Source organism: Gilliamella sp. LMG 34360 (assembly GCF_984568995.1).
Map to the genome: position 1 here is coordinate 2,262,558 of NZ_OZ474900.1, position 25,674 is coordinate 2,288,231.

Sequence of the window (25,674 nt, forward strand, 5' to 3'; positions counted from 1 at the left end):
ATAAGACTCTCAGAAATAAAATAAATGGATAAAAGAGATTGTTTAGATAGTAAAAAAGGTAAGTTATATAACTTACCTTTTACAAAGCTTAAAGATTAATTATTTCGCTTTACCTTGATTAGCAACCGCGGCTTGTTTTGCTGCGATTTCATCAGCATTACCTAAGTAATAATGTTTGATAACTTTCATGTTGTCATCAAATTCGTACACTAATGGTACACCTGTTGGGATATTTAGTTCGATAATATCATCGTCACTGATGTTGTCTAAATGCTTAACTAAAGCACGAAGAGAGTTACCATGAGCAGCGATAATTACACGTTCACCTTTAGCAACACGAGGTGCAATGGTTGATTCCCAATAAGGAAGTACACGTTTAATGGTTAGTGCTAGACTTTCGGTTAATGGTAATTCTGACTCAGGTAAATTGCTGTAACGTGAATCATGACCAGGGAAGCGTTCATCTGATTTTTCAAGTGCAGGAGGCGTAATTGCAAAACCACGGCGCCATAATTTTACTTGTTCATCACCATATTTAGCCGCAGTTTCGGCTTTATTTAGACCTTGCAGCGCACCATAGTGACGTTCATTTAGTTTCCAACATTTTTCAACAGGTAACCAAGCTTGATCAACTTCGTCAAGAACATGCCATAAAGTATGAATTGCACGTTTTAATACAGAAGTATAAGCGTAATCAAACTGAAAACCTTCTTGTTTAAGTAATTTACCTGCTTCGGCTGCTTCCTTATTACCTTTGTCAGATAAATCAACATCAGTCCAACCACAAAATCGGTTTTCTTGATTCCAAACACTTTCTCCATGTCGGATAAGAACTAATTTTTTTACTGCCATGAGTCTAACTCCTTTGTTACGTAGAATAAAACTGTTTAAATTAAATAATCTTTATAATACTCGTAAATTCCATACATTAACTGTTTTACAGTTAATAAATATTAATTTTTTGGTAGATATTTTAATGGATCAACGGATTTTGCTTGATAGCGCACTTCAAAATGCAATCTTACTGAAGAGGTACCCGTTGCTCCCATAGTCGCAATTTGTTCCCCAGCTCGAACCGCTTGTTGCTCTTTTACCAAAATCGACTGGTTATGTGCATATGCGGTTAAATAATCATCATCATGTTTTATAATAATTAAATTACCATAACCAGGTAAAGCATTACCGGAGTAAACCACGCGACCATCTGCGGCAGCCATCACTTTATTACCTAATCCACCGGCTATATCAATACCTTTGCTAGCATTAGAAAATTTTTCAATAATTTTACCTTTAGCTGGCCACTGCCATGTAATATTCCCAACCTTAGAAGCAGAAGTTCCTTTATTTGATGGATTTGTTTTTCCATTATTTGTAGTATCAGTTACAGAACCAGTTACCGTTTGAGTTGTCTGAACAGTACTCGATGTCTGGTTTTTTCCTGATGTAGTAGTTGTTGTAGTGGTAGTAGTTAAAACAGGCGTCGGTACTGGTGTAGAAGTTTTAGTTGTAGTTGTAGTTGTGGTTGTAGGTGTAGTTTTAGTATCTGCTACATTAGATTTTTGATTGGTAACCGCCACTTGTTGAGTTGTTTGATTACTGGTTACTTTTTGCGTGACACCCCCACTAACATCCAGTACTTGTCCAATAACAAGAGAGTAGGGATTCTTGATATTATTTTTAGCCGCTAAAGAGCGATAATCATTACCTGTGACCCATGCAATATAATATAATGTGTCGCCTTGACTTACCGTATAAGTATCACCTTGATAACCTCCCTTAGGAATTTCATCATAATTGCGCTTATTAGAAACGCGTTCGTTAGTAATATTAACGCCATTATTATTGTCTACATTACTATTTGTCGTGTTATTTGCATTATCATCGTTTGAACTTGACGTCGTTATTGGTTTAGGTACCTGTGTTGAATTGGTATTTGATGGTACTGAAGGTGAAGTAACGCCACTTCCAGTAGAAATATTAACAGGAGGTTTAGAATAACCTGTTTTTGACGAACCACCTGAAAAATCCGAAATATCTTCAATTTGGGCAGGATTTGATTGAGTACAGGCAGTAATGACCAAGCTTAAACAAGTTAGCGTAAGAATCTTTTTCAAAGCAACACCTTTCATTCGTTAATATTGTTTTAAGAGCATATTTTATCGTTTCTAATATAAAAAGCTATTATATCGGTTCCTTATTATGCTAGCTATAATAAAATAGTAAGGATACAATTTAAATCAATTACAATCCACCAAATTTCTACTAAATCCGCACAAATATACTCTCTGTTTTTCAATTATTAATAGATTGCGCAACAAATAGTCAATATCTAATTAGCAATACGTTTATTTATTATAACTATTATAACAAATAGCGGAAAATAGAATTTATTTTTGAAAGTGGTGAGTATATACAATAAAATGCTTGTTCGTACAGTAGATTTATTCTATTTTCTGTGAAATTTTAATGTGACTCAAATTAATGACTCTATATATTGTTGCAACACCCATTGGAAATTTAGATGATATTACCCTTAGAGCTATTGACACACTTAAACGTGTTGATTTGATAGCTGCTGAAGATACGCGCCATAGTGGTTTACTATTACAGCATTTGGGTATTAAAGCTAAGCTTTTTTCCTTACATGATCATAATGAACAAGAAAAAGCACACGTTCTGATTGAAAAACTCCAATCAGGTCTCTCTATTGCCTTGGTTTCAGATGCCGGAACGCCATTAATCAATGATCCTGGCTATCATTTAGTAAAAGCTTGCCGTGAAAATGATATAAAAGTAGTCCCGATTCCAGGAGCTTGTGCCGCTATTGCAGCCTTGTCGGTAGCTGGATTACCGTCCGACAAATTTATTTATGAAGGATTTTTACCCGCTAAAAGCAAAGCACGGCAAGATAGTTTAGCCTCATTAATTACTGAGCCTCGCACCATGATTTTTTATGAATCAACGCATCGCTTATTAGAGACACTTAAGGATATGCAAACTATTTTTGGTGCCGATAAGCAGATTGTTTTGGCTAAAGAACTTACTAAAACATGGGAAACCATTGTTAGCTTTCCAGTCAATGAACTCATCGACTGGTTAAATCAAGATGCATCTCGTCAAAAAGGTGAATTTGTCTTGATTGTGGCTGGGTATACAGAAAATAATAAGGATATTGATCCAAAAGCCATAAATACTCTTAAATTATTACAAAAAGAGCTACCATTAAAAAAAGCAGCTGCGATTACTGCTGAAATTTATGGACTTAAAAAGAATCAACTCTATCAAATTGGTTTAAATTTTGAAGAATAAACTAACAAGTCATGTGCTACTTGTCACTTTTAATAAATTTAAGCAAAGTAACAAGTTAAAACCGATATCAACATTTGATATAGATCTATTAACAACACGTCAATAAGAACATTGGCATAAATAGCATGATTTAGTATATAATTACCTCTTATATTTAAGACATTTATTGATAAAAAGGTAACAAACAGTATGGGATTTAAATGTGGTATCGTCGGACTACCAAATGTTGGCAAGTCAACTCTTTTTAACGCACTAACCAAAGCAGGCATTGAAGCAGCTAACTTTCCATTTTGTACTATCGAACCAAATACTGGTGTAGTACCAATGCCCGATCCACGTTTAGATGAGCTGGCTAAAATTGTCAAACCTCAGCGCACCTTACCTACTACTATGGAATTTGTTGATATTGCTGGTTTAGTAAAAGGTGCCTCAAAAGGTGAAGGTTTAGGTAACCAATTTTTAGCCAACATTCGTGAGACTGAAGCCATTGGCCATGTTGTTCGTTGTTTTGAAAATGAAAATATCATTCATGTTGCAGGCAAAATTGACCCAGCTGAAGATATTGAAATTATTAATACTGAACTTGCGTTAGCCGATCTAGAAGCTTGTGAAAGAGCAATGACACGTTTACAAAAACGTGCTAAAGGTGGCGATAAAGATGCTAAATTTGAACTCGAAATTCTTGAAAAATGCTTACCACATTTAGAACAAGGTAAAAAGCTATTGCTATTGGATTTAAGTAAAGAAGAGCTTGATGCGGTTAAATACTTAAGCTTTTTAACATTAAAACCAACCATGTATATTGCTAATGTTAATGAAGATGGATTTGAAAATAATCCTTATTTGGAAAAGGTACAAGCCATTGCCGCTCAAGAAAAATCTGTTGTTGTTCCTGTTTGTGCAGCCATTGAAGCAGAACTTGCTGAACTAGATGATGCTGATCGTGATGAATTCATGCAAGATCTAGGGTTAACTGAACCTGGCTTAAATCGCGTTATTCGTGCTGGTTACAGTTTACTTAATTTACAAACCTATTTTACCGCAGGTGTTAAAGAAGTTCGCGCATGGACAATTTCGGTTGGAGATACTGCCCCACAAGCAGCAGGTAAAATTCATACCGACTTTGAAAAAGGCTTTATTCGAGCACAGACCATTGCTTTTGATGATTTTATCAAATATGGCGGTGAACAAGGTGCTAAAGAAGCAGGGAAAATGCGTTCTGAAGGAAAAGACTATATCGTACAAGATGGCGATATCATGAACTTTTTATTTAATGTATAACCATCTATTTTACGTCGCCTTTTGGCGACGTTGTTATATTTACTGTTATATTAAGTTCTCATTAAGATTTAATATAATAATAATTTTTACACAAACGTATACCTTACCTGAAACTTCTTGTCAAAACTAATGGACTATTCATATAAGGAAAGCACTCGTCAATGTTACTTACTTTTAATCAAGCTAAGCAAAATATATTAGCAATCGCGACTAAAGCAAAACCTCTGACTAACCAAAAGGTTTCATTATTTGACGCTTTAGATAGAATTGCTGCCATACCAATTATTTCGCCAATTAATGTTCCTGGATTTGATAATTCAGCAATGGATGGGTACGCAGTCAGACTTTCAGATATTCAACAAACAAAAACATTACCTCTAGCCAGTGCAATTTTTGCAGGTGACGATATTAGTAATTTACAATGGCCTGAAGGTACTTGTTTACGCATTATGACAGGCGCCCCTGTCCCGATTGACGCAGATGCGGTTGTAATGCAAGAGCATACAGAACAATCCGATTTAGGTATTAGTTTTTTAAAGGAAGTTAAAGCGGGTGATAACATACGTCGGTGTGGTGAAGATGTAAAAAAAGATTCGATAACGGTTGCCACAGGTACTAAATTAACATTACCAACCCTATCAACCCTTGCAACATTAGGCATTAGCGAAGTCACCGTTTTTAACAAATTGAAAGTAGCTATCTTTTCAACGGGTAATGAACTAACACCAATTGGAATGCCCTTATCAGGCAATGGCGCAATTTATGATAGTAATCGCTTTACTTTAAAATTGTTATTAACAAAACTCAACTGTGAAATCATTGATCTTGGAATTATTCCTGATGATCCGACTCAAATTAAACAAGCTTTAGTGACCGCATCAAACCAAGCAAATCTTGTCATAACCAGTGGTGGCGTTTCGGTGGGCGATGCCGATTATACGAAAACAGCCTTAGAAGATTTAGGACAGATCAATTTCTGGAAAATTGCCATGAAACCAGGTAAACCTTTTGCTTTTGGACAAATTGGTCATGCATTATTTTGTGGTTTGCCGGGCAACCCAGTATCAACCTTGGTAACTTTTTATCAACTCGTTCAGCCTTTGATTTTGACACTTTCTGGGCTTAAAACAACCGATATTGATTTTTGTTTCCAAGTAAAAGCAGCCACCAACCTTAAAAAGAGTATTGGTCGGGTAGATTTTCAACGAGGAAGATTGCAAATTGATGCTCAAGGAGAATTAGAAGTTGTTTCTACTGGCCAACAAGGATCACATATTACACAGTCGTTTAATCAGGCTAACTGTTTTATTATTCTCGAACAAGAACGCGGTAATGTAAACAAAGGCGAACTGGTGACGATTGAACCATTTAATACTCTACTTAAGTAATTTCACCAATCTAATATAGAACTTAACTTATTAACACAAAATCATACACTTTTTAAATAGTGTATGATTAATGTTATTTAGTCATTAAAAGAGTGCAACTAAAATAGCACCAGCAGCAATCATTGCCACACCAATTCCAGCTAACAATGAGATTTTTTCACCAAATAAAATTGCTGCAAATACGACTGCAAAAACCACACTTAATTTATCGATTGGCGCAACTTGCGATACTTTACCTTCTTTAATGGCCATAAAATAAAACAACCAAGATAGAGCGCCAGCAATACCGCTTAGTGCTATAATTAACAATGCTTTTTTATCATTTAAAAATGTGCTAACAAGATTAAGTTTTCCTTGTACTACAACCACACCAACCAAAAAAATTGCCATAACAACGGCACGAATCGCTGTGGCTGTATTGGCATCAAGCTGTTGTAAACCGATTTTACCTAAAATCGCAACACCAGCTGCGGTAATAGCTGAGAGTAATGCATAAATAAGCCATGCACTCATACTAATACCTATCTACTTGAAAAAGGAACTGCTGATTATTTGAATTATTTTGACATTGTTGTGATTTACTCATCATACCTTTGCAATCTTCTAATACACCATGTGCCTTTGACCAATGATATTTTTTCCCTTGATCATTCTTCCCACCACATGCAACTAAAGTTAAACTTAAGATGATACAAGTTAATCCAAGCGTTGCTAATTTCATTATGCCCCCCTTTTTTCAATCAAAAACTGAATTACAGTTTCGAATTCAAACATTTGAAAATCATTTTAATCCAGAATTATGATGATTAATAGCTAAACTGCCACCTATTTTTAATAGATGAAAAAAACGATCAGCTCGATGCTCACATAATTGTTGTGCAGGCTCATCTAACGATTCATCAGATAATTCAAATGTTCCCCAGTGAATTGCAATCGCTTCATGACAATTGAGTTCGTCATACAACTGCACAGCCTGCGCAGGATCGATATGTTGCGATTGTAATAATCTACGGGGAGCATAAGCACCTATTGGAATTAATGCCAGATCAATACAAGTAAAACGTTGACCTATCTCTTTTAAACGCGGTGAATAGCCAGTATCCCCCATGAAATAAACGGTTTTAGTTTTAATGGGAATATCTACATTTGACTGCACTATCCAACCGCACCATAACGATTTGTTAATATCAAAAAGACCTCGATTACTCCAGTGTCTAGCGGGTGTTGCGGTAAAATTTAGACAATCAATAGTGATTGAATCATACCAATTAAGTTCAAAAACCTGCTTAGCACCCCATTTCAAAAGCTTATTTTTCAATCCTAAAGGAGCAACCAAGACGATTTTAGGAAAACGTTTGACTAATTGACGAATACTATATTCATCCAAATGGTCATAGTGATTATGTGAAATCATTATAAAATCAATGTCAGGCAATTGATCGATAGTAAGTGCTGGTGAATTATATCGTTTAGGCCCAGTAAATTGTGAAGGTGAAGCTCGCTTAGAAAAAATAGGATCGGTTAAAATCATCTTATTATTTAAACGAATTAAATTGGTTGAATGACCTATCCACCAAACTCTATCGTTAGGTAAAGTGAGATCGATAGACTCACACCAAGCCTGATTAAATGCTTCATACCCTCCTTTTGGCTCATGTACTTTACGTCTTTGATACCACCACCATGTTTTAACAAAATTGATGTTAAACGGTTCATGATTCTCAAATTTTTTGGTTGAACGATGTACTTTTTTATTCGCTTCTTGCTTGTTTATCATCGATTAAAATCCTAGATTAATTAGCAGATCGTTCTATCACCACGGCCACATTACTCGCATTAGCAATCGCGCCAGGTTTCGAAACTTTTACTTTTAACCATTGCACTGAAAACTTTTGTATCACCAATTGCGCTACACGTTCAGCGACACATTCTATAAGTTCAAATTGAGTCGATTGAATAAAATTGGTTATCGATTGACTTACCAAAAAATAATCTAAACACAGTGTAACATCATCACTCTCACCCGCAGGCTGGTTGTCCCATGACATTTCAAGATCCAGTATTAACTTTTGTTTTATGGTCTTTTCCCATTCATAAACACCGATGGTTGTTAGGACAGTAAGACCTTCAATTAACACTCTGTCTTTATTATTAATTTTCATAGTTAGTTCCGATTGCTGATCTGTATTAAATAGAGATTACCGAATATTGATAAATTACGCTATAATTTATTGCAATATATTATAAGAAATTAGTAATTATGACTCGTATATATCAACCTTTTACCATCAATCAAAATAGCCTTATTACTTTAAATGATGATGCCTTTAATCATCTTATACGGGTGTTGAGAATGAAAACAGGTGAAGAAATCATCTTATTTGATGGTTCAAACCACATCACCCCAGCAGTTATTCATGAAATAAATAAAAAATCCGTCACAGTAAAAACGGCCACAACAATTTTAGATAATCGTGAATCTCCTTTAAATATTCATTTAGGTCAAGTGATTTCACGCGGGGAAAAAATGGAATTTACCATTCAAAAATCCGTAGAATTAGGCGTTAACACTATCACGCCCCTTTTGTCAGAACGCTGTGGTGTTAAGCTGGATGACGAAAGAATGAGTAAGAAAGTCCAACAATGGCAGAAAATTGTGATTTCAGCCTGTGAGCAGTGCGGTCGTAACGTGATACCTATCATTAATCCCGTGATGAAGCTGGAAAATTGGTGTGCAAGTTTAACAAGTCAATTAAGATTAAATTTACATCCTAAAGCGCAACATGGTATTAAGCATTTACCTTATGATAAAAAAGATATTAGTCTACTAATTGGTCCCGAAGGCGGTCTGTCCGATGCTGAAATCAATATGACACATCAATATGATTTTACTGATATACTACTTGGTCCACGTATATTACGCACTGAAACAGCAGCACTTACCGCTATTACAGCCTTACAAGTACATTTAGGTGATTTAGGCTAATGAAATAGAGATAAGGTAATAAATGTTTATTTGCATCTAGACCAGTAACGAGTATGATAGTTATCAATTTATTTATAATAGTGGGTAATACTCTATCATAATGTTTCAAATATACTTTTTAACAAGTATTACTTTAATATATGTTATCATCATAAATGTCGATAAAACCAATAACGTCAGTAAGGAGTTACCATGATTAAGCTTGGTATAGTAATGGATCCAATTAGTCATATCAAAATTAAGAAAGACACAAGTTTTGCTATGCTACATGAGGCACAAAAACGTGGATACCAACTTTTTTATATGGAAATGAATGATCTTTTTTTACGTAATGGCGAAGCGTACGCAACAACAAAGACATTAAAGGTTTATAACGACCATTCCCATTGGTTTGATTTTACCGAAGAACAAACTATACCGTTAAGTGATCTTGATGTAATTTTAATGCGTAAAGATCCACCCTTTGATACAGAATTTATATACGCAACGTACATTCTTGAACGTGCTGAAGCAAAAGGTGTATTAGTGGTTAATAAACCACAAAGCTTACGTGATTGTAATGAAAAATTATTTACGGCTTGGTTTGCACAATTTACACCTGAAACATTAGTTACTCGGCAAACCCAACATATTAAAGAGTTTCATCAACAATATTCTGATATCATCTTAAAACCTTTGGATGGTATGGGGGGCGCCTCAATTTTTAGGATTAAACAAGGCGATCCAAATGTATCCGTGATTATTGAAACATTAACCGAACATAATACACGTTACTGCATGGCACAAACCTATATACCCGCTATCACAGATGGCGATAAACGAGTTTTAGTTGTCGATGGCGAACCTGTCCCTTTTTGTCTAGCTAGAATTCCACAGAAAGGTGAAACACGAGGTAACCTAGCGGCAGGTGGTCATGGTGAAGTCAGAGCACTAAGTGAAAGTGATTGGCATATTGCTAAAAGTGTTGCTCCAACTTTAAAAGAAAAAGGGTTATTATTTGTAGGACTGGATATTATTGGTGATAAACTAACTGAAATTAATGTTACTAGCCCTACATGTGTTCGTGAAATTGAAGCAGAAAATCCGAATCTTTCAATTACTGGCATGCTTATGGATGCCATTGAACGTCGATTAAATAAGTTGAGTTAAATATGATTAGAGAATTTAAAAGTGCCGATTTAGATAAAGTTATGGAAATATGGTTACAAGGTAATGAACAAGCACATAACTTTATTGATAGTAATTTTTTCAAACAAAATTTTGATATCGTAGAAATGTTGATCCCAATGTCAACTGTTTATGTTCAAGATCTTGATGGTGTAAAAGGCTTTATTGGCATAACTGAAAATTATATTTCAGGTCTGTTTGTTGAACAAGATTATCGTCGACAAGGGACAGGTAAAGCTTTAGTTAATAAAGCTAAACAACGCTATAATGAACTTTTTGTGCATGTTTATAAGAAAAATACTGATGCAATTAACTTTTTTCTTTCACAAAACTTCGAAATCATATCCGAATCAATCAATGAAGAAAGTAATGAATCAGAACTTTTATTGCGTTGCGATATTGAGCATAATGTTAAAATTGGTAAATGTGCTTTATAAACAATTAAAGATGTGAGCATATGAATTTAAAAAATCATTTTATAATCGCTATGCCGACCATGAGCGACGTATTGTTTAGCCGTTCTGTAGTATATATTTGTGAGCATAACCGCGATGGTGCTATGGGAATTATTATCAATAAACCTATCATTGAACTGAATGTTTCAACGATACTAAGTCGCCTTGAAATTACTGCATCAAGAAATTGCGCAGAACTTGAATATCCTGTTTTTGCAGGAGGTCCTATTGCAGAAGAACAAGGCTTTATATTACACACACCGCAAACCGGTTTTTCGTCAAGTATCCAAATTTCTGACGATGTAATGATAACCACTTCGCTGGATTTATTAAAATCAATTGGCACAAGTCAACAACCCAAAGATCTTTTATTAGCATTGGGTTACTCTAGTTGGCAGTCGTTACAGCTTGAAGATGAAGTTGCCAGAAACGACTGGTTAGTTGCTGATGCTGACGCTAAAATTATTTTTGAAGTTCCTTTTGAAAATCGCTGGCAAAAAGCAGCCGAATCTTTGGGTGTCAATATGAACACAATTTCGCACCAAATGGGTAATGCATAACCTATGGCGACAGTAATTGCATTTGATTTTGGCACATTTAGTATTGGTGCTGCTATTGGTCAGGATGTGACTAGAACTGCTAGCCCTCTTTGCTCATTCAAAGCTCGTGATGGTATCCCCAATTGGCAAGCTATTGAAAAAATCTTAAATGAGTGGCAACCTGATTTATTAGTCGTAGGTTTACCGTTGAATATGGATGGTACAGAACAACCATTAACCGCCAGAGCCCGTAAGTTCGCTAATCGATTACATGGACGGTTTGGTTATCAAGTTCAATTGCAAGATGAACGCTTATCGACGGTTGAAGCAAAATCACGAATTTTTGCTTCTCGTGGTTATCGTGCCCTTGAAAAAGGGCATGTTGATGCTACTTCTGCTGTCATTATTTTAGAAAGCTGGTTTGAAAATAATTAGCAAACTGAATTAATTCGTTATTTTTTAAATAATTCATCGCCAACAAATTTCATCCTTGCTAAAATAAAAAGCAATTTCTCTACTGTAAGGATTGCTCACTGTGTCAAATAATAAATCTCTCAGTTATAAAGATGCTGGTGTCGACATCGATGCTGGCAATGAACTGGTTAATCGCATCAAATCGGTTGTTAAAGAAACTAAACGTCCAGAAGTGATGGGGGGACTAGGTGGCTTTGGAGCACTGTGTGCTATTCCACAAAAATACAAAGAACCCATTTTAGTATCTGGTACAGATGGCGTTGGTACTAAATTACGTTTGGCAATGGATTTGAATCGCCATGAATCAATCGGTATTGATCTGGTTGCCATGTGTGTCAATGACCTCATCGTTCAAGGTGCTGAACCTTTATTTTTCCTCGACTATTACGCAACGGGCAAACTTAATGTCGATGTTGCCACAACGGTAGTTACAGGCATTGCCGAGGGGTGTAAACAATCAGGTTGTGCCTTAGTCGGAGGCGAAACAGCTGAAATGCCAGGCATGTATCATGGCAACGACTACGACTTAGCAGGATTTTGTGTGGGTGTCGTTGAAAAATCGCAAATGATTGATGGTACTAAAGTTCAAGATGGTGATGCATTAATTGCATTAGCATCAAGTGGTGCACACTCCAATGGCTATTCATTAGTACGAAAAATTATTGAAGTGAGTGGTGTTAACCCAGCTGTTGAACAACTCGACGGGAAACCACTTGCTGATCATTTACTTGCACCAACTAAAATCTATGTCAAATCTGTTCTTGATTTAATTGCTCAGATTAAAGATGTACATGCAATTGCGCATATTACTGGTGGTGGATTTTGGGAAAATATTCCACGCGTTCTGCCCGATAATACTCAAGCAATAATAAATGAAGCAAGTTGGCAATGGCCAGCAATATTTGATTGGCTACAAAAAGCAGGTAATGTAAGCCGTCATGAAATGTACCGCACATTTAACTGTGGTGTTGGTTTAATTATTGCTTTACCAAAATCACTGGCAGATAAAGCTATTTCTATACTTAATCAGCACGGTGAAAAGGCGTGGTTATTGGGTGAAATTAAACACTCAACATCGGCTGATCGTGTTGTGATAAAATAAAATAACTTAATGATATTATTCGAAAAAATCCATCTTTAGAATAATATCATTTTTTATCCATTTTTAAAATATTGGTTTTAAAAGTAATTAACTTATTATCAATCATTTAATCACTAAAACTCTAATTACAGAAAATATTACCCCTAATTATTTGTTACTGAAAAGCTGCTTTTTTCTTTATCTCATTAATATCTCGATAAAAAGTTAGAGATATCTGTAATTCAAAAACACCTACCAAAAATTTAATATAAAAATAACTAAAAGCTATCTTACTTTCTGGTACAATAGTCAAAATTTATAATAATTAAGTAATGTCGTAACACTATAAATTACAAGGTTTTTTTAATGATCATATCAGATGCTAATAGCGCGGTGTCCTCCGTAGCTTATCGTGCAAACGAAGTCATTGCCATTTATCCAATTACTCCTAGCTCTTCAATGGCTGAACAAGCTAGCACATGGGCAGAATTTGATAAACCAAATGTATTTGGTGATATTCCAAGAGTAGTTGAAATGCAATCCGAAGCAGGAGCCATTTCCACTGTTCATGGTGCATTAATGACGGGTGCATTAGCAACATCATTTACATCATCACAAGGGTTATTGTTGATGATCCCTTCGTTATACAAAATTGCAGGGGAACTTACACCATTTGTTTTACATGTCGCTGCGCGTACCGTTGCTACGCATGCCTTGTCAATTTTTGGTGATCATTCTGATGTTATGTCTGTTAGACAGACCGGTTTTGCTATGCTTTGTTCTAGCTCGGTACAAGAAGCACAAGATTTAGCATTAATTTCTCAAATTGCCAGTTTTAACAGTCGAATTCCATTCGTCCATTTTTTTGACGGTTTCAGAACATCACACGAAGTTAATAAGATTTATCCGCTATCAGATGAAGATATTCATAATCTTTTACCACATGAAGCAATTAAAGCTTATCGTTCACGAGCATTAACCCCAGATAACCCTGTGATACGTGGTACATCTGCCAATCCTGATACCTATTTTCAATGTCGAGAAGCTATAAATAGTTATTATGATAATGCCTATCAGCACGTTGTTGATGCTATGACCGCTTTTGAAAAACAAACTGGAAGAAAATATCAACCTTTTGAGTATTACGGTGCCAGTGATGCTGAACGAATTATTGTAATTATGGGTTCTGGTGCCAGCACCAGTAAAGAAGTGGTTGATTATCTGCTTAAAGAAAATCAAAAAGTCGGTGTGGTAATTGTTCGATTATTTCGTCCATTTTCAGCTCAACACTTACTTGCTGTGATTCCAGATAGTGTTAAGAAAATTGCCGTATTAGATAGAACAAAGGAACCAGGAGCACAAGCAGAGCCTTTATATTTGGACATTATGACAGCTTTTGCTGAGAGCTTGTCTCGTGGTGAACGTAATTCTATGCCACAGATTATTGGCGGACGTTATGGATTATCCTCTAAAGAGTTTGATCCCCGCTCAGTACTTGGCATTTTCAACGAGCTTGGTTTAGAAAAACCAAGACCACGCTTTACGGTGGGTATTTATGATGATATTACTGGGCTATCATTACCACTACCAGATAAATCAATTCCGCAAAAATCAGCACTAGAAGCCCTGTTTTATGGGTTGGGAAGTGATGGCACCGTTTCGGCAACTAAAAATAATATTAAAATAATTGGAGACAGTTCACCGTTTTATGTGCAAGGTTATTTTGTTTATGATTCCAAAAAGGCAGGTGGATTAACTACCTCTCACCTACGTGTAAGCTTAGATCCAATTGATTCGCCTTACTTGATTACCAGTGCACATTTTATTGGTTGTCATCAAGACCAATTTATAGATAAATATCAGATTGTCGATAAACTCAAAGATGACGGTATTTTTTTACTTAATACCCCATATAGCAAAGATGAAATTTGGCATCGGTTACCTAAAGAAGTGCAGGTACAATTAATTCAGAAAAGAGCCCATTTCTATATTATCAATGCAGCTAAAATTGCGCGTGAATGTAATTTAGGAGCCAGAATTAACACAGTCATGCAAGCTGCTTTTTTTCATCTATCGGATATATTCAAAAATGATTTTAGCATCACACAGTTAAAAGAAGTCATTGCCAAAAGTTACAGTAGTAAAGGTCAAGAGTTGGTTGAAAATAACTGGAAAGCGTTAGATTTAGCCATCACTTCGCTTGAACAAATTCCACTTAGTTGTGTGGATCAAAGTAGCCCATCAATGCCTCCTATTGTACCAAACAATGCGCCAGATTTTGTAAAAACCGTTACTGCAACTATGTTAGCAGGTTTAGGTGATAGTCTACCGGTTTCGGCATTTCCACCAGATGGCACTTGGCCAACTGGCACCACTAAATGGGAAAAACGTAATATTGCTGAAGAGATCCCGATTTGGAAATCAGAACTGTGTACGCAATGTAACCATTGCGCAGTTGCCTGTCCTCATGCAGCTATTCGAGCCAAAGTGGTCGAACCGGATGCAATGCTTAATGCCCCTGATACATTAGAATCGCTAGAAGTTAAAGCACGCGATATGAAAGGTCAACGTTATGTATTGCAAGTAGCTCCGGAAGATTGCACTGGTTGTAACTTATGTGTTGAGGTGTGTCCATCTCGTGATCGTAACAACTTTGATATTAAAGCAATCAATATGCAGCCTCGTATTGATAACCTTGACACACAAAGAGTTAATTATGAGTTCTTTTCTCAATTACCAGATCGTGATATCAAATCACTTGAGCGTATAGATATACGAACTTCTCAATTAATTACACCATTGTTTGAATATTCGGGTGCTTGTGCGGGTTGTGGTGAAACACCATATATTAAATTATTAACACAACTTTATGGCGACCATCTGGCTATTGCTAATGCAACTGGTTGCTCATCTATTTATGGGGGCAATTTACCATCAACACCTTATACTACCGATCGCTCGGGTCGTGGACCTGCTTGGGCTAATTCTTTATTTGAAGACAATGCTGAATTTGCTTTAGGTTATCGTATCACTTATAACCAACATAGAAAACGTGCCTTACGTTTACTTGATCATTTGGCGGGCGAGATTTCGCCAGAAATTGCCATCACTTTGCAATCTTCTGATGCAACCATCGCTGAAAAAAGAACGCAAGTTGACTTATTACGAGAGCAATTAAAACACATTGATTCTGTCGAAGCTAAAGAGTTATTAGAAGACGCCAACTATCTGATTGATAAATCAGTATGGGCAATTGGTGGAGATGGTTGGGCTTATGATATTGGTTTTGGCGGACTTGACCATGTAATGAGTTTAACCGATAACGTCAATATTTTAGTATTAGATACTCAATGTTATTCTAATACGGGTGGTCAACAGTCCAAAGCAACACCTATGGGCGCCGTATCTAAATTTGCGGATTTGGGTAAACATAAAGCCCGTAAAGATTTAGGTGTTAGCATTATGATGTATGGTCATGTTTATGTGGCTCAAGTGGCTTTAGGTTCTCAACTAAACCAGACATTAAAAGCGTTACAAGAAGCGGAAGCCTATGATGGGCCATCCCTTGTCATTGCTTATAGTCCGTGTGAGGAACATGGTTATGATCTGGCTAAGTCCCACGAACAGATGAAAGATTTAGTGAAATCTGGGTTCTGGCCTCTTTATCGATATGATCCTCGCCGTGCGGCTGAAGGAAAACCGGGATTAGTTTTAGATTCAAAATCACCAAATAGTGAAGCTCTATCAAGTATTTTACTTAAAGAACAACGATTCCGACGTTTAGAAACCTTAGAACCGACTGTTGCTAATATACTACATGCACGTTCAACAAAAATGGTCGCATCAAAATATAGGTTCTTACAAATGCTATCAAGCTATTCGGATATTGAAACCCCGCCTGATAGTTAAGTACAAATGACGCATATTCTATAAAGAATGAAACAGACCAGTTATTACTAAAAAATAATAACTGGTCTTTTTATACACCCTTTTTGTGCAATAAAGCATCAATATTGTGCATTTTTTTAATAAAAATCTACTGATAAGTCTCTTCTTTTACTATTTTATTATTATAAATCAATAGGATTCATTAACTCTGTAACTTGGTATTATTTTTGCATTAATAATTATTGACCACATAAGGATCAACTAAAACATGAGGTGAATCATGGTGTCTAATATAAATATCAATAGAAGAAAATTATTAACATTTTCAAGTGCAGCGATAGCTGGGTTATCCATCAATCAATTTTTATCTAAAGCCTATGCTCAAGAAGTACAAAATACGGTTTCTTATAACCTACCTATGCTTGATAAAGTAGTTACACCCGATGTAAACAATCCAGTCAGGCTAAATTTTAATGAAAATGCTCTAGGCATGTCACCTAATGCTAAACAAGCAGCAATTGATGCTATTCCTAAAGCCAATCGTTATGCTAAAGCGGAGATGCCATTGCTGAATAAACGGTTAGCTAAACATCATAATGTTGCTGAATCTCAAATTTTATTAACCGCGGGTTCATCAGAAGGAATTCGTAGCGCTATTGCCGCCTATGTTAAACCTGATACCCAATTAGTTATCCCAGAACTTACTTACGGTGACGGTGAATATTTTGGTAAAATTTTTAATTTACACATCAGCAAAGTACCAAGTTTACCGGATTGGCAAATCGATTTGAAAGGTTTACAAAAAGCGGTTGAGAACTATAAAGGATCATCGATTGTCTATTTAGTTAATCCTAACAATCCCACTTCGACTGTTTTTGCAACTAAAGAGATCGAATCATGGATAAAAAGCAAACCTAAAAATACTATTTTTATTATTGATGAAGCCTACGCTGAGTTTGTTAACGATCCGGCATATAAATCAGCCGATTACCTTATTGGGCAAGGTTGTGAAAATATAATACTACTAAAAACTTTTTCAAAAATTCATGCTATGGCTGGTTTACGTGTTGGTTATGCGGTCAGTTCAGCCGAAAATATCAATAATATTGCACAATATGTAGCAGGCGAAAAGCTTAACTATTGTGGTGTTTGTGCAGCATTAGCCTCGATGGATGATCGGTCATTTTTAACTTATTCAAAAAAAGCCGTTGATGTTTCACGTCAAATCATGGAAAACGTCTTATCGGATTTAGGTTTACATTACCTAAAATCTGAAACCAATTTTATGTTTCATAAAAGTCCGATTGATTTAAAAGCATATCGGGAATTAATGGAAAATAACTTTATTTTGATAGGACGAGATTTTCCTCCTGCTACGGACTGGTGCCGTATTTCACTCGGTACACCTGGCGAAATGCTTTATGTTGCTAACATTATGCGAGAATTAAAAGAGAAGGGAAAAATTTAATTTCATAAGTGTTCTTAAAAATGTCATTATTGACAAAATTAAACTCTCTAAATTGAACACAATTTAGAGAGCTTTTTAGATATCACTATTTTGAGTCAAATAGACAAGCAGGTTTATAAATTAACTACTAGTCACTCGTCGCGTCATCCAGTAACGTTTTTTCCAATAGTCATCATTCAAATTTGAATAAATTACACCTTTTGATGTTGAAGCGTGTAAAAATTTACCATCTGCATAATAAATGCCGACATGTAAACCACTGCCGCCTCGTCCTGTTTTGAAAAATACTAAATCACCTGGTTTAGGTTTAGTCACTTTATAACCTAATTGAGCTTGCTCAGCAGCACTTCTTGGTACAGTTTTAGAAAGTTTATTTTTGAAAAAATTAACAACTAAACCAGAACAATCACTACCATCTAAACTCATACCACCATAACGATAGGGCGTTTTATGCCATTTTTTATAATGGGAGTCAATTTTGGCTAACATCAAGGCATCTTGTTTAGTCTCTTTAGCTGATTTAGCGCCATAACTTGTATTGACAGTAGCGGTTGTAGTACTGCTACAACCGATTAACATAAACATAGAAAATATCAATGTTATGAAAAACCGCTTTTTTACACTAAAAAAGTTGTTCGGCAATATTTTCAATTGTCGATTGTCTTTTTTTGTCATTTCTTTTTGTTCCTTTATTTAACGTCGACCAATGCGAATAACGCCTTGCTATTTTCAAACTTTTAGGTAACACACCTTTTTTCCATTCTTGCGTTTCTAATTTAGATAATTTAATGGGACAAGTGTTCGCATGGCTGCGATGATTTAAACTCTCTTTTAGACTAACAAGTCGTAAAGAAAGGTAACAAATAATAACATCATCAACACTTAATTTATTATAACCAGAAAGCTGATATCGCATTCTAGAACCATAATGCTTGGCTGTTTGCACTAAACTACCGACAGCACCGCCAATGAGCGTTGCAGAACCAAGCGTAATGCCTCCGGTAACTAAATCAATACTTGCACCAATTGTAGCACCTGACACAAAACCTTTCGTCAAATGCATGCCCATTGTGGTTAGGGCATCTATATTAAATAGATCTGCATTATAACGACCTTTTAACAAAGGCAAACATTCTTCACTTTCTAAAGCTGAATTAAACTGAAAGAGTTTTAACAGCTCATTTATTGCCAACTGTTCTCGCTTTCTTACTTGATTTTGCATATCGACAATAGCTTGTTTATCATCAGATTTAGCCATTTTGTAAAAAGCTGTTACATCAACTAAAGCTTTAGCAATAATCAAATTAGCCTTTTTATTGCGAGCTTCACGCATTTGCGTAATTTTATTTAACCATTGATCTAAAATCAATTTTGCCGGCTCAATTAGCAAAGATAAACTCTTATACAATCGTTCTTCACCATCTATGGGCGGCACGATTGCATCGAACCGTATGATAGCATGAATACCGATCCGAGAAAGTAATATTTTCCATTCATTTTCATTTTGTTGCATACTCGCGGTAAAATTTAATACCGCCAATATCGGTTTGGCTCCACTGGCTAATATAGCTAATTCATCATGATATTTATCTAAAATTGGCTCTCGTACATCGATTACATAGATAGCGGCATCACTTTTCAATAATTGTCTGATTACTTTAGCTTCTTGATCAAAGGTATTTTCGGCTTCTGGGCTTTGTAAAAAAAATGTTAATTTATCAATACCATCAAGTTTATTGTTAGCTGGTGTTAATTGATGAATGTAATCATACAGTGCCAAGCTATCTTCTAAACCTGGTGTATCATAAAAAATAATGGTGTTTTGGTTATCAACAGGTAAGGTAATTGATTCGACATGTCTTGTTGTGCCTGGTTTATCTGATACATCACCAAAGTTACTATTGCGAATTAAAGTACGTAATAATGATGTTTTTCCTACATTTGCGTGCCCAACCACAGCTAATTTCAATGTCGTTAACATGTTAAAATTCCTCGCTTAACCATGTTGGTAAAGCTGATTGTAACGATAACGCTTGCCAATTATTAAATTGTTTGCCTTGATTGATAAACCAGATCCGACTCTGCTGCGATTTACTTGTCAGTTGATTAATTAAATTTAACATACCCCGATCGGGTGCCCTATCAGTATCAATCGCGATTAATAACTTTTTAGCAGGTGTTAATTGTAAATAGTCAAGAATTTTACGGCGCTGTTCACGCGTATTTAAAAAACCTAAAAAGGTTACTGAATTTGGTGGATTCCACTCTTCTTGCATATCAATTGCCACCAAGAAAGTACCTATTCCCTCTTGAGTCAAATGCGAAATTGATTGTTCAAATTTAACGTTATCTTTATTATCTTCATCTTCAACATGAAACAATATAGGTTGTAGATCATTTGCTAATAATTGATAATCAGGATGTTGGGTATTGAATTTAATTCGTCGACAACTAACCAACCAATTAATCCCGCAAATTATCATACATAAAAATCGAATCGCTAAACCATAAACGATGAAAACACCGAGCAACCAAATTGCCCAAGCAGAACGTATTTCTCCAGCATTTAGAGCGTGTTCACTTAATCTGATAATATTATCATCAGGAATCATAAACCCTATTTTCGAAGGTAACCAACCTAAATAATGAGTTAGGCTAATAATCGTATCTGAGCTAAGTAATGTTGTTTTCCATTCAAAACTATAATGTTTTGTTGAAAATAAGGCAATAAGCACTATTAACGCACTACTTAATATTACTGTCCAAAAAAGATTAAGTACAAATCCAATTAGCCAACGAATACGCCCACCGAATAACTCAATAAAAGCTGGAATAAGCTGTTGTACCGTCTTTTTTTGGGAGAACTTTTTTGCTAACCATAACCAGCAATAAACTAAAAAGCTACCACCTAAATTAGTAAACAAAAAAGAGGAGACTAACCAGATAAATAAAGTGACTAAATGAAGACCTAGTAAACTAAAAAGCGCCCAATACAAATTAATTGGATTTTGGCTTAAAGTACTAAAAGCCAATGATGCACCACAAATAATAGATAAAAAAATGAATACTAAAAAAGAGAGATTTATTGCTTTTAATAAATTTCTTTGCGCTGCATACAAACCATTTTGTTTTGATAGCATGACAGCTCGCATGACAATACGATTAACCAGTGACGTTTGAATCACTCTTACTTGTCGATTAATATCTTGATCTGCAAATCGCCCAGATTCTTTTTCAATTAAATGAATAGTCTGAGCAATCCACAGCGATTTTAACTCTTCTCGCATTATAGTTAATTTTCACAATTATATTAATGAAATATAAAACAATCGCAAGATAAGCCGCGTTTATAAATAGTGTGATTTATTGTGTGATTTCACCTATTTTGGTTAATAAAGTTTGGATACGTTGCTGCCAAACTTGTTGATCTTGTTTGAGCTTTTCATTTTCTTCGCGTAATGCTTTCATTTCATCTGAACTGTCATTGATCAACTGTTCTAATTCTTGATTGCCTTGCTTTAAAGTAGCAATTTCGTTTTGTAATGTCGTAATAGTATTAACAGTATGCTGAATTTTATTTTCTAACTGATTTAAAATTTCTAATGTCATATTTTTCCTCAAGCTCAAATTATTTGATGTATAATACTCCCCATTATAACGAATTCATTCTAAAATCAACACCTTTTTAAAACTTAAGTTGGAGAAAATTATGCGAAAACCTCTCGTTATGGGTAACTGGAAACTCAATGGTAGTATTGATATGGCTAAAAATTTAGTTGAGGGTTTAAGAAAAGAACTATCGACAGAAGCAGCGTGTGATATTGCTATTGCCCCACCAGTAGTTTATTTAGACTTTGTTAAACATCAATTAGGTGGTTCTAATATTATTTTAGGTGCCCAAGATGTAGATGTTAACCTGTCTGGCGCTTATACAGGTGAAGTATCAGCGACAATGTTAAAGGAAGTGGGTGTCACTCATGTAATTATCGGTCATTCAGAACGTCGTACTTACCACAAAGAGTCAGATGAATTTATTGCCAAAAAATTTGGTGTATTAAAAGAATCTGGTTTAGTGCCAGTTCTTTGTATCGGTGAAACTGAAGCTGAAAATGAAGCAGGTCAAACTCAATCAGTATGTGCGCGCCAAATTGATGCAGTGATAAATGCATTAGGTGTTGAAGCATTCAACGGTGCAGTAATTGCTTATGAGCCTGTTTGGGCTATTGGTACTGGCAAATCTGCGACTCCAGCCCAAGCTCAAGCTGTTCATAAATTCATCCGTGATCATATTGCAAAACAAGATGCTCAAGTTGCAGAACAAGTAATTATTCAATATGGTGGTTCAGTAAATGATAAAAATGCAGCAGAATTATTTACACAACCAGATATTGATGGTGCTTTAGTGGGCGGTGCATCCCTTAAAGCAGATGCTTTTGCAGCAATTGTTCGAGCAGCAGAACAAGCAAAAAAATAAAATAATGACGCCTGAAAAGGCGTCTTTTTTAAGGAAGAATTTAAATTGATGTAGTATCAAAAATAACTATTTTGCTTGAATGCTATAACGTGAAGGCCAAATAGTTTCAACAGAAACTTGTAAGTATTCAGCAATAATTCGTTCATATTTTGGACAGTGTCGATATAAAGCATTTCTCAAAGTATCAGCTTGTAAGCCACTTGATCTTGATAGTGCCCTTAAGTTTCCACCTCTAATTTTAATTTCACCGACAACTCTTGATGGTGACCAATCTTGATCTTGTTCGCTCATTATGAGATCCTCTTCAGGTTAATTCTTTGCTATTGTAATGATTATCGGCATTACAATACGAAATGGTAAAATGTTACCACAAAAAGAATAACACATAAAAAAACGAAACAAAACTATAAAAACAAAAAAAATCTATAAAATGGAACAAAAAATGAAAGAAAACAATTTTAAAACGCTTAGCGAGCACGAAAAAACGAGCATTTTAACAAAAACAGGCGTAATAAATTTTAAAAATAGATTAACTTTATTATTAGAAGGACTTTCCGGTAATGCTTTTGCCAAAAAAGTTGGCATGTCAGAAGCTGTAATTCGAGATTATTTATCTGGTAAAACCTATCCATCATTAAATCGATTAGCAATCATTGCCCAAAAATGTGATGTACCTATTGAATGGTTAGCAACAGGAAAAGGAGAATGTCGTTTACTTAGTGATTCTATAGGTACAGAATCATTTCGTATTCCTTTTCATGACCTAAATAAAAATGTCAATCCATTATCACGAATTGATTCTATTCCTTTTGAAGTAAACTTAATTAAAAATCAAGGATGTAAAACTGAGGATTTAACTGCGATTTGGGCTAAAGGTGACAGTATGGATCCAACTATATCCAACCATGATATTTTGATCATTAATAAAGCATATTGTAAACCGATTGATGGTTATCTTTATGCTGTGCAATATGATGACCAAATTTGTGTTAAACGAATTCAAAATCAGGGGACTAACTTAGCTTTATTGTGTGATAATCCTAAGTACCCAACGATTTTGATTGATAAAAATTCGCCACAGAATTTCGAAATCATTGGGCATGTCATCTATTTATTAAAGGATTTTTAATAAAAAAACTATATAATATATTAATAACTCCGTCGCTAATTATTCGACTGAGTTATTAAAAGAATTATTAATTCGTAGTTTTCCTTTCTTATAAACTTTAAAATCAGTTTAAAAAAATGTGAAAAAGTTTGAGATTAACCCTATGTTTTAGCAAAAAGCCATCACGATTAAATAAACTGTTGCGGGTATAACTTTATGCTTTTTTATTGAGGTATGATAAAATTATCATAATTCTTAAGTCTACTATTTTGTTATTATGTCAAATGTAAATACATCCAAAAAAGTTGTTGTCGGCATGTCTGGTGGCGTTGACTCATCTGTTTCAGCTTATCTATTACAGCAACAAGGTTACCATGTTGTTGGCTTATTTATGAAAAATTGGGAAGAAGATGATACCGAGGAGTATTGTTCCGCATCAGTCGATTTAGCCGATGCTCAAGCCGTTTGTGATAAATTGAATATCAAATTACACACTATCAATTTTGCAGCTGAATATTGGGATAATGTTTTTGAACATTTTTTATCTGAATATAGAGCCGGTCGTACGCCAAATCCAGATATCTTATGTAATAAAGAGATCAAATTTAAAGCCTTTCTTGAATATGCAGCAGAAGATCTTGGTGCAGACTATATTGCAACAGGCCATTATGTACGCAAACGTGAAAGTAATGGAAAAGTTGAATTATTGCGAGGTGTGGATAACAATAAAGACCAAAGTTATTTTCTTTACACTCTAAGTGAAGCTCAAATTAAGCAAAGCTTATTTCCAGTAGGTGAACTGGAAAAACCGAAAGTACGTGAAATCGCCCAACAATTAGGTTTAGCAACGGCGGCTAAAAAAGATTCTACAGGTATCTGTTTTATTGGAGAACGAAAATTCAGTGACTTTTTAGCGCGCTATTTACCTGCAAAGGGGGGAGCAATTCGCACGGTAGATGGTGAAATAATTGGAAAGCACCATGGACTTATGTATCACACATTAGGACAGCGTAAAGGCTTAGGGATTGGTGGTTTAAAACAAGCTGATGATACACCTTGGTATGTTGTAGATAAAGATTTACAAAATAATGAATTGATTGTTGCACAAGGACATGACCATCCTGCATTATTTTCTGATGGATTAATTGCTAGCCAATTACATTGGGTTGATCGTCAAGTTGTCAGCAAACCTTTTACATGTACCGTTAAAACACGTTATCGTCAGCAAGATATCGCTTGCCAAGTTAATCCTTTATCAGAAGATAAAATTGAAGTGATATTTACTCATCCTGTTGCTGCAGTAACGCCAGGACAATCAGCCGTATTTTATCAAGGAGAAGTATGTCTTGGTGGCGGCATCATTGAAGAGCGAATCATAGGTAGACAGGAGTTGTAAAATGGACAGCAAGTATCATCATATTGCTATTGCACTTGCAGGTGTTGCGCAAAGTGCATTATTAATTCCGCAATTAGCTAATTCAGGAATCTGTAATAGTACATTATACGAACGCTCGATAAAAAGTGTGTTTATCACCTCACCCAACACAACATTAGATGTTTATAATGGTATTTACAACATTAAAATAGGGTTACAAACACTGATTGAGCTACTTTCATCTGGACAAAAAGAACAGATGGAAATAATGCGTTATGTTTTTAGTTCTCTAAATATAACCAATAAATTACTAAAAAATAATGATTCACTAAGTAAGATAGATCAACGATTAAAACACATTACCAGTCTTTATCCTGATTTAAGTGATGAAACAATTGGTGATAATATTGAAGATTTATCCTATTCATTGGCTGGAATTTATTCTGATATTGTCAGCCCTATATCCACCAAAATACAGATAACGGGTAAAGCCAAATTTCTACAGAATGCTTTTGTGCAGGCTAAAGTCAGAACTGCACTTTTGGGCTGTATTCGATCGGCCATCCTATGGTATCAAGTCGGTGGTAGTCGTTTACAGTTTTTGTTTCAGCGCAAACGTATTTGTGATGCAGCGCAACAGCTATTACAAACAATTAATACACCTTATTAACGTATATTTTA

26 protein-coding genes are annotated in these 25,674 nt (G+C 35.3%); 15 read left to right on the plus strand and 11 right to left on the minus strand.

Translation table 11 applies throughout. The features are described from left to right. Positions 1 to 99: 99 nt before the first annotated feature. On the minus strand, positions 100 to 852 hold the full coding sequence (gpmA, locus tag AC5LW9_RS10185; protein WP_065602620.1) for a 2,3-diphosphoglycerate-dependent phosphoglycerate mutase: 753 nt from the start codon (positions 850 to 852) through the stop codon (positions 100 to 102). Between the two features lie 101 nt (positions 853 to 953). Then, the gene (gene nlpD, locus AC5LW9_RS10190; RefSeq protein WP_493455841.1) at positions 954 to 2,114 is read right to left on the minus strand and encodes a murein hydrolase activator NlpD; all 1,161 of its coding nucleotides are present in this window, start codon (positions 2,112 to 2,114) and stop codon (positions 954 to 956) included. Positions 2,115 to 2,481: 367 nt separating this feature from the next. Between nlpD and rsmI the strand changes: the two genes are divergently transcribed. The 3 genes from rsmI (at position 2,482) to moeA (ending at position 5,978) form a co-directional block, all read left to right on the plus strand. After that, complete coding sequence (gene rsmI / locus AC5LW9_RS10195) at positions 2,482 to 3,309, plus strand: 16S rRNA (cytidine(1402)-2'-O)-methyltransferase (RefSeq protein WP_493455842.1); 828 nt, start codon at positions 2,482 to 2,484, stop codon at positions 3,307 to 3,309. Between the two features lie 189 nt (positions 3,310 to 3,498). Next, complete coding sequence (ychF, locus tag AC5LW9_RS10200) at positions 3,499 to 4,590, plus strand: redox-regulated ATPase YchF (protein ID WP_198228088.1); 1,092 nt, start codon at positions 3,499 to 3,501, stop codon at positions 4,588 to 4,590. 161 nt (positions 4,591 to 4,751) lie between these two features. Beyond that, the gene (moeA, locus tag AC5LW9_RS10205) at positions 4,752 to 5,978 is read left to right on the plus strand and encodes a molybdopterin molybdotransferase MoeA (protein ID WP_493455843.1); all 1,227 of its coding nucleotides are present in this window, start codon (positions 4,752 to 4,754) and stop codon (positions 5,976 to 5,978) included. An 84-nt stretch (positions 5,979 to 6,062) separates the two neighbouring features. Here moeA and AC5LW9_RS10210 read toward each other — a convergent pair whose 3' ends face one another. The 4 genes from AC5LW9_RS10210 to folB are packed head-to-tail and all read right to left on the minus strand — an operon-like array spanning position 6,063 to position 8,140. Continuing rightward, entirely contained in the window at positions 6,063 to 6,491 is a 429-nt protein-coding gene (locus AC5LW9_RS10210; protein ID WP_065738897.1) for an EamA family transporter, read from the minus strand. Position 6,492: 1 nt separating this feature from the next. Further along, a complete protein-coding gene (locus AC5LW9_RS10215; protein WP_198228084.1) occupies positions 6,493 to 6,699 on the minus strand; it encodes a hypothetical protein in 207 nt (68 codons plus the stop codon). Positions 6,700 to 6,759: 60 nt separating this feature from the next. Continuing rightward, the gene (locus AC5LW9_RS10220) at positions 6,760 to 7,755 is read right to left on the minus strand and encodes an MBL fold metallo-hydrolase (protein WP_493455844.1); all 996 of its coding nucleotides are present in this window, start codon (positions 7,753 to 7,755) and stop codon (positions 6,760 to 6,762) included. Positions 7,756 to 7,771: 16 nt separating this feature from the next. Further along, the gene (folB, locus tag AC5LW9_RS10225) at positions 7,772 to 8,140 is read right to left on the minus strand and encodes a dihydroneopterin aldolase (protein ID WP_086326559.1); all 369 of its coding nucleotides are present in this window, start codon (positions 8,138 to 8,140) and stop codon (positions 7,772 to 7,774) included. 98 nt (positions 8,141 to 8,238) lie between these two features. On the opposite strand from folB, the gene rsmE reads away from it, so the two are divergent. From rsmE to AC5LW9_RS10265, 8 genes are all read left to right on the plus strand, one after another. Further along, the gene (rsmE, locus tag AC5LW9_RS10230) at positions 8,239 to 8,964 is read left to right on the plus strand and encodes a 16S rRNA (uracil(1498)-N(3))-methyltransferase (protein ID WP_493455845.1); all 726 of its coding nucleotides are present in this window, start codon (positions 8,239 to 8,241) and stop codon (positions 8,962 to 8,964) included. 192 nt (positions 8,965 to 9,156) lie between these two features. Further along, complete coding sequence (gene gshB / locus AC5LW9_RS10235) at positions 9,157 to 10,113, plus strand: glutathione synthase (protein ID WP_334324188.1); 957 nt, start codon at positions 9,157 to 9,159, stop codon at positions 10,111 to 10,113. A 2-nt stretch (positions 10,114 to 10,115) separates the two neighbouring features. After that, entirely contained in the window at positions 10,116 to 10,568 is a 453-nt protein-coding gene (locus tag AC5LW9_RS10240; RefSeq protein WP_065738891.1) for a GNAT family N-acetyltransferase, read from the plus strand. Between the two features lie 20 nt (positions 10,569 to 10,588). Next, positions 10,589 to 11,146: a YqgE/AlgH family protein gene (locus AC5LW9_RS10245; protein WP_493455846.1), complete on the plus strand. Its 558-nt coding sequence runs from the start codon at positions 10,589 to 10,591 to the stop codon at positions 11,144 to 11,146. A 3-nt stretch (positions 11,147 to 11,149) separates the two neighbouring features. Beyond that, positions 11,150 to 11,560 carry a Holliday junction resolvase RuvX gene (gene ruvX / locus AC5LW9_RS10250; RefSeq protein ID WP_186279191.1) on the plus strand — a complete coding sequence of 137 codons (411 nt, stop codon included), beginning with the start codon at positions 11,150 to 11,152 and terminating at the stop codon, positions 11,558 to 11,560. A gap of 100 nt (positions 11,561 to 11,660) precedes the next feature. Then, entirely contained in the window at positions 11,661 to 12,701 is a 1,041-nt protein-coding gene (gene purM, locus AC5LW9_RS10255) for a phosphoribosylformylglycinamidine cyclo-ligase (protein ID WP_493455847.1), read from the plus strand. 345 nt (positions 12,702 to 13,046) lie between these two features. Then, positions 13,047 to 16,589: a pyruvate:ferredoxin (flavodoxin) oxidoreductase gene (nifJ, locus tag AC5LW9_RS10260; protein WP_493455848.1), complete on the plus strand. Its 3,543-nt coding sequence runs from the start codon at positions 13,047 to 13,049 to the stop codon at positions 16,587 to 16,589. Positions 16,590 to 16,848: 259 nt separating this feature from the next. Then, complete coding sequence (locus tag AC5LW9_RS10265; RefSeq protein WP_370528592.1) at positions 16,849 to 18,036, plus strand: pyridoxal phosphate-dependent aminotransferase; 1,188 nt, start codon at positions 16,849 to 16,851, stop codon at positions 18,034 to 18,036. Between the two features lie 120 nt (positions 18,037 to 18,156). On the opposite strand, the gene AC5LW9_RS10270 is transcribed toward AC5LW9_RS10265, so the two are convergent. From AC5LW9_RS10270 to zapB, 4 genes are all read right to left on the minus strand, one after another. Further along, positions 18,157 to 18,621, minus strand: coding sequence for a C40 family peptidase (locus tag AC5LW9_RS10270; RefSeq protein WP_198228064.1), 465 nt, complete (start codon positions 18,619 to 18,621; stop codon positions 18,157 to 18,159). A gap of 37 nt (positions 18,622 to 18,658) precedes the next feature. Beyond that, positions 18,659 to 20,017, minus strand: coding sequence for a DUF3482 domain-containing protein (locus AC5LW9_RS10275; protein WP_493437780.1), 1,359 nt, complete (start codon positions 20,015 to 20,017; stop codon positions 18,659 to 18,661). A 1-nt stretch (position 20,018) separates the two neighbouring features. Continuing rightward, a complete protein-coding gene (locus AC5LW9_RS10280) occupies positions 20,019 to 21,323 on the minus strand; it encodes a DUF2868 domain-containing protein (protein ID WP_493455849.1) in 1,305 nt (434 codons plus the stop codon). Between the two features lie 76 nt (positions 21,324 to 21,399). Next, the gene (gene zapB / locus AC5LW9_RS10285; RefSeq protein WP_065738884.1) at positions 21,400 to 21,645 is read right to left on the minus strand and encodes a cell division protein ZapB; all 246 of its coding nucleotides are present in this window, start codon (positions 21,643 to 21,645) and stop codon (positions 21,400 to 21,402) included. 100 nt (positions 21,646 to 21,745) lie between these two features. On the opposite strand from zapB, the gene tpiA reads away from it, so the two are divergent. Next, complete coding sequence (gene tpiA, locus AC5LW9_RS10290) at positions 21,746 to 22,510, plus strand: triose-phosphate isomerase (RefSeq protein ID WP_198228058.1); 765 nt, start codon at positions 21,746 to 21,748, stop codon at positions 22,508 to 22,510. Between the two features lie 66 nt (positions 22,511 to 22,576). On the opposite strand, the gene AC5LW9_RS10295 is transcribed toward tpiA, so the two are convergent. Beyond that, complete coding sequence (locus tag AC5LW9_RS10295; protein ID WP_038517432.1) at positions 22,577 to 22,801, minus strand: helix-turn-helix domain-containing protein; 225 nt, start codon at positions 22,799 to 22,801, stop codon at positions 22,577 to 22,579. Positions 22,802 to 22,952: 151 nt separating this feature from the next. On the opposite strand from AC5LW9_RS10295, the gene AC5LW9_RS10300 reads away from it, so the two are divergent. The 3 genes from AC5LW9_RS10300 to hflD all read left to right on the plus strand — a co-directional run bounded on the left by AC5LW9_RS10300 (position 22,953) and on the right by hflD (position 25,663). After that, a complete protein-coding gene (locus AC5LW9_RS10300; RefSeq protein WP_198228056.1) occupies positions 22,953 to 23,639 on the plus strand; it encodes a LexA family transcriptional regulator in 687 nt (228 codons plus the stop codon). A 256-nt stretch (positions 23,640 to 23,895) separates the two neighbouring features. Continuing rightward, a complete protein-coding gene (gene mnmA, locus AC5LW9_RS10305; RefSeq protein ID WP_493455850.1) occupies positions 23,896 to 25,014 on the plus strand; it encodes a tRNA 2-thiouridine(34) synthase MnmA in 1,119 nt (372 codons plus the stop codon). 1 nt (position 25,015) lies between these two features. After that, a complete protein-coding gene (gene hflD, locus AC5LW9_RS10310) occupies positions 25,016 to 25,663 on the plus strand; it encodes a high frequency lysogenization protein HflD (protein WP_493455851.1) in 648 nt (215 codons plus the stop codon). Positions 25,664 to 25,674 lie beyond the last annotated feature (11 nt).

What these genes read in the sequence shown, in the direction of transcription:
- gpmA (WP_065602620.1), bottom strand. Translation starts at nt 852, where the DNA reads ATGGCAGTAAAAAAATTAGTTCTTATCCGACATGGAGAAAGTGTTTGG.
- rsmI (WP_493455842.1), top strand. Translation starts at nt 2,482, where the DNA reads ATGACTCTATATATTGTTGCAACACCCATTGGAAATTTAGATGATATT.
- ychF (WP_198228088.1), top strand. Translation starts at nt 3,499, where the DNA reads ATGGGATTTAAATGTGGTATCGTCGGACTACCAAATGTTGGCAAGTCA.
- moeA (WP_493455843.1), top strand. Translation starts at nt 4,752, where the DNA reads ATGTTACTTACTTTTAATCAAGCTAAGCAAAATATATTAGCAATCGCG.
- AC5LW9_RS10210 (WP_065738897.1), bottom strand. Translation starts at nt 6,491, where the DNA reads ATGAGTGCATGGCTTATTTATGCATTACTCTCAGCTATTACCGCAGCT.
- AC5LW9_RS10215 (WP_198228084.1), bottom strand. Translation starts at nt 6,699, where the DNA reads ATGAAATTAGCAACGCTTGGATTAACTTGTATCATCTTAAGTTTAACT.
- AC5LW9_RS10220 (WP_493455844.1), bottom strand. Translation starts at nt 7,755, where the DNA reads ATGATAAACAAGCAAGAAGCGAATAAAAAAGTACATCGTTCAACCAAA.
- folB (WP_086326559.1), bottom strand. Translation starts at nt 8,140, where the DNA reads ATGAAAATTAATAATAAAGACAGAGTGTTAATTGAAGGTCTTACTGTC.
- rsmE (WP_493455845.1), top strand. Translation starts at nt 8,239, where the DNA reads ATGACTCGTATATATCAACCTTTTACCATCAATCAAAATAGCCTTATT.
- gshB (WP_334324188.1), top strand. Translation starts at nt 9,157, where the DNA reads ATGATTAAGCTTGGTATAGTAATGGATCCAATTAGTCATATCAAAATT.
- AC5LW9_RS10240 (WP_065738891.1), top strand. Translation starts at nt 10,116, where the DNA reads ATGATTAGAGAATTTAAAAGTGCCGATTTAGATAAAGTTATGGAAATA.
- AC5LW9_RS10245 (WP_493455846.1), top strand. Translation starts at nt 10,589, where the DNA reads ATGAATTTAAAAAATCATTTTATAATCGCTATGCCGACCATGAGCGAC.
- ruvX (WP_186279191.1), top strand. Translation starts at nt 11,150, where the DNA reads ATGGCGACAGTAATTGCATTTGATTTTGGCACATTTAGTATTGGTGCT.
- nifJ (WP_493455848.1), top strand. Translation starts at nt 13,047, where the DNA reads ATGATCATATCAGATGCTAATAGCGCGGTGTCCTCCGTAGCTTATCGT.
- AC5LW9_RS10265 (WP_370528592.1), top strand. Translation starts at nt 16,849, where the DNA reads ATGGTGTCTAATATAAATATCAATAGAAGAAAATTATTAACATTTTCA.
- AC5LW9_RS10270 (WP_198228064.1), bottom strand. Translation starts at nt 18,621, where the DNA reads ATGTTTATGTTAATCGGTTGTAGCAGTACTACAACCGCTACTGTCAAT.
- AC5LW9_RS10275 (WP_493437780.1), bottom strand. Translation starts at nt 20,017, where the DNA reads ATGTTAACGACATTGAAATTAGCTGTGGTTGGGCACGCAAATGTAGGA.
- AC5LW9_RS10280 (WP_493455849.1), bottom strand. Translation starts at nt 21,323, where the DNA reads ATGCGAGAAGAGTTAAAATCGCTGTGGATTGCTCAGACTATTCATTTA.
- zapB (WP_065738884.1), bottom strand. Translation starts at nt 21,645, where the DNA reads ATGACATTAGAAATTTTAAATCAGTTAGAAAATAAAATTCAGCATACT.
- tpiA (WP_198228058.1), top strand. Translation starts at nt 21,746, where the DNA reads ATGCGAAAACCTCTCGTTATGGGTAACTGGAAACTCAATGGTAGTATT.
- AC5LW9_RS10295 (WP_038517432.1), bottom strand. Translation starts at nt 22,801, where the DNA reads ATGAGCGAACAAGATCAAGATTGGTCACCATCAAGAGTTGTCGGTGAA.
- AC5LW9_RS10300 (WP_198228056.1), top strand. Translation starts at nt 22,953, where the DNA reads ATGAAAGAAAACAATTTTAAAACGCTTAGCGAGCACGAAAAAACGAGC.
- mnmA (WP_493455850.1), top strand. Translation starts at nt 23,896, where the DNA reads ATGTCAAATGTAAATACATCCAAAAAAGTTGTTGTCGGCATGTCTGGT.
- hflD (WP_493455851.1), top strand. Translation starts at nt 25,016, where the DNA reads ATGGACAGCAAGTATCATCATATTGCTATTGCACTTGCAGGTGTTGCG.